Annotated in this window: 3 protein-coding genes; all 3 read left to right on the top strand. The window is 46.0% G+C overall.

What is annotated here, in order from left to right:
* Window positions 1-899, top strand: an 899-nt coding sequence (locus H6S82_RS24450; RefSeq protein ID WP_191056846.1) for an ABC transporter permease subunit, incomplete at its 5' end; no start/stop codon positions are given.
* Between the two features lie 109 nt (window positions 900-1,008).
* Window positions 1,009-3,156: a WD40 repeat domain-containing protein gene (locus H6S82_RS24445; protein ID WP_190475202.1), complete on the top strand. Its 2,148-nt coding sequence runs from the start codon at window positions 1,009-1,011 to the stop codon at window positions 3,154-3,156.
* A 27-nt stretch (window positions 3,157-3,183) separates the two neighbouring features.
* The gene (locus H6S82_RS24440; protein WP_322112029.1) at window positions 3,184-3,468 is read left to right on the top strand and encodes a Coq4 family protein; all 285 of its coding nucleotides are present in this window, start codon (window positions 3,184-3,186) and stop codon (window positions 3,466-3,468) included.
* Window positions 3,469-3,505 lie beyond the last annotated feature (37 nt).

Below are 3,505 nucleotides of genomic sequence, written 5' to 3'. Positions count from 1 at the left end.
CGGCGGTGTTAGACTTTCTGCGTCGTTCTCCAACTTTGCGGATAATATCGGAAAGATTTTGGCAACCATTGCAGTCAGCAGTCGATCGCGGTTTGGTGAGAGCATTTCCAGTCAGCAACTTACCCGCAAATCCGCCCGGTCGCTTCGCTCCGATCCGTTGGCTGAATTGGCTTTTTGTCAGCGGTGCAGCCATAATCGTCCTGTGGGGAACTTGGGAAGCAGTTTTATTGCTGCGAGTATTAACTTTGGCTGATTGGCAAAAGGTAATAGTCGGCGCTGTATTGACTGCCTTGCGCGTGATTTGCGCCTTAGCCTTATCTTTAGTATGGACTGTGCCGGTGGGAGTAGCGATCGGACGCAATCCCCGACTCGCTCAAATCTTGCAACCGCTTGTGCAAATTGCGGCTTCAGTACCCGCAACTGCTTTATTTCCAGTTTTGTTACTGGCGCTTATCCATGTAGGCGGCGGTTTGCAAATCGGCTCGATCGCCCTCATGATGTTGGGAACCATGTGGTATATCCTTTTCAATGTGATTGCTGGCGCTCAGGCTATCCCAGCAGAATTGTTTGAAGCGGCGTTTGTGTACAAACTTTCGATTCTGGAACGCTGGCGCACTTTAATTCTGCCAGGAATTTTTCCCTATCTGATTACCGGCATTATTACAGCTGTGGGTGGGGCGTGGAATGCCAGTATTGTCAGCGAATATGTACATTTTCGGGGTCAGGTCGTCACGACGATCGGCTTAGGGGAAACAATTTCTCAAGCTACCGCAACGGGCAATTTTCCTTTACTTCTAGCAGCTACAACGGTAATGTCTGTGCTGGTGGTGCTGACCAATCGTTTAGTGTGGCGTCCGCTTTACAAATTGGCTCAGGAAAAATATCAGCTACTGATTTGACGAGTTTGGTGTAGCTGGTGCGATCGAATTGGAAAACTTGCTCTTCGTAAAGATACCTCTGTGCTGAGGCTGATATCATTCAGATGGAAGGACGAGTTACAGCTGTTGAATGGTTAACAACTATCGTCGGTTAGAAATTGCGGAATATGTTTTCCTGGCTGGCTCGGTGGCTGGGACAATCGTAGCTGCGATCGGCGGACAGATCGTCTACGTGGCTATACCGCTATCGGTTTTGGCGATCCTGAACTCGATCGTTCGCCGTCGCTCTGAGATCCAAACCAAACAGAGTACCAGTGCTGCGATTAGCCGCTTTCAGCGACAAATTGCCGGGGATATCGAATCTTTTTACGCCTCAGTTGGTTCTTTACCTTCTTCGCCAGAATTGCTTCCCTTGCAGTCCGATCGATTGCAACAGGTTGTGGCTTCATCTGTAAGGACTAACCTCAATCCCATCTATCGAGATGTCGCCGATCTGCGGGAACAGTATGCCAGTTTGCAGGACTCTCTGAGAAGTGTTGTGCAATACCTCAACAATTCTTCGCTTTCCACAAGGGTAGAGAATTTAGAACAGGCGATCGAAAAATTTTCTCAAAGCATCTCGGCTATTTCCAATCTGCTCGATGAACTAAAAGCGCAAGTACAAGAACCTCAACTGGAAAAACAAACTAGGCAAGAAAGGTTAACTTCGGAAAACGAGTCTTATAGGCTGCAAAGTCAACTCGATGAGCTAAAACAAGAAATCTTGGCGATTCGACAGCAGAAATCATCTCCAGAAGCTAGCGCTTATTTGGAAGTGCAAAGTCAACTCGATGAGCTAAAACAAGAAATCTTGGCGATTCGACAGGAAAAAACATCTCCAGAAGCTAGCGCTTATTTGGAAGTGCAAAGTCAACTCGATGAGCTAAAACAACAAATATCGCGGATTTTGGCCAAATCATCTCCAGACGCCAGCGCTTATTTAGAACTGCCAAATCAAGTTAACCAGCTAAAACAACAAATCTTAGCGATTCGACAGGAAAAAACATCTCCAGAAGCTAGCAGTAATTTGGAACTGCAAAACCAAATCAATCAGCTAAAAGAGGAAATTTTAAATATTCAACAGGAAAACCAAACAGAGTTAGCAGGAACAAGCGAGCGATCGCAAAGCTGGGAAAGTGATTGTTATTGGTTGCAAAACCAACTGGACGAACTAAAGCAGGAAATCTTAGCTCTTCAACTGGCACAACAAATTAAGGAAGAAAGCCAGGGTGGCAAAACTTCCGATGAAGAAAATATTCCGCCCGCGCAAAACAAGAGCGAACCTTCTCAACCGATATCGGCACTTATCAATCAACCCGATCCACAAATTTGGAGTTGTGTGCAAACTTTAACAGCACATACGGACTGGGTAGCTGCTGTGGCGATAAGTTCGGATGGGGAAAAAATAGCCAGTGCCAGTTTTGATGGCAGAATTAAAATTTGGAACTTGCACACTGGGGAATTAATCCGGATAATTTCGGAAAAAGCAGGTGTAGTTTATAGCATTGCTTACGCTTCTTATACGACGAATACCCACAATCAAAAAGCTGAAATTATTGCCAGTGGCGGATCGGATCTTACCGTTAAGTTATGGGATGCGGAAACAGGAGTAGGGATAGATACTTTCAGGGAACATTCCGGATCGGTGCGTTCTGTGGCGATCGCACCTGATGGCAAAACCCTTGCTAGCGGCAGTTTTGACCAGACGATCAAAGTAATGTCTTTGGCAACGGGAAAACAGATATACACTCTCACAGGTCATTTAGGAGCCGTGAGTGCGATCGCGTTCAGTCCGGACGGACAGTTGCTTGCTAGTGGTGGTGCGGACGGAAACATCAAATTTTGGCATTGGAACACCAGACAGCTGTTGCACACTTTGAGCGGGGATATAGGTGCAATTGGCGCGATCGCTTTTCATCCCAATGGGCTTCTGTTCGCCAGCGCCAGTACCGATCGAACAATCAAATTATGGGATTTGGGCACTCGCGATCGCATCTCCACTCTCATCGGTCATACAGGTGCAGTTACATCTGTGATTTTCAGTCCCGATGGTGAAAATATCATCAGCAGCAGCGCAGATGGTACGCTCAAGATTTGGCATTTAGAAACAGGTTTCGATCTGTGCAGTCTTCGGGGAGATTCAGCTAGTTCTCTCATATCCGCAGCCATCAGTCCCAACGGTCAAATGCTTGTGGCTGGGAGTGTAGACGGTACGATTCAAATTTGGCAGCGCCAATAATTCAGTTAAAATCAATTTGGATAATTTATAACGAGCAATATACCTAATGACGATCGCTCTTTTTTGATGTGGCATATAACTGAAACTCACGATATCTGGCACGTTGTCACAGGCAGTAACACAAATATTACCGGAGAAATCGAGCTAGAGGCATTTTATGTGGCTCAACTTATTGCTTCGCGTTTTTGGCTGGCACTGCTTTGCAAAAATTTGTTCAAAGCCGCATTGCAAAATGTAGAAGTTTCCCATCAATATATGGATGCTTTATTGACACTCAAGAGCCCTAAAGGGACGGGGATTCTTCATTCATAGACTCAGCTTGCTTGCGACTGGATTACTCCAGCCAAAG

The organism is Planktothrix sp. FACHB-1355 (assembly GCF_014748295.1).
GTDB classification, from domain to species: domain Bacteria; phylum Cyanobacteriota; class Cyanobacteriia; order Cyanobacteriales; family Aerosakkonemataceae; genus Aerosakkonema; species Aerosakkonema funiforme_A.
Note: the sequence above shows the minus strand (reverse complement) of the source record. Positions and strands in the feature narration are given on the sequence as shown.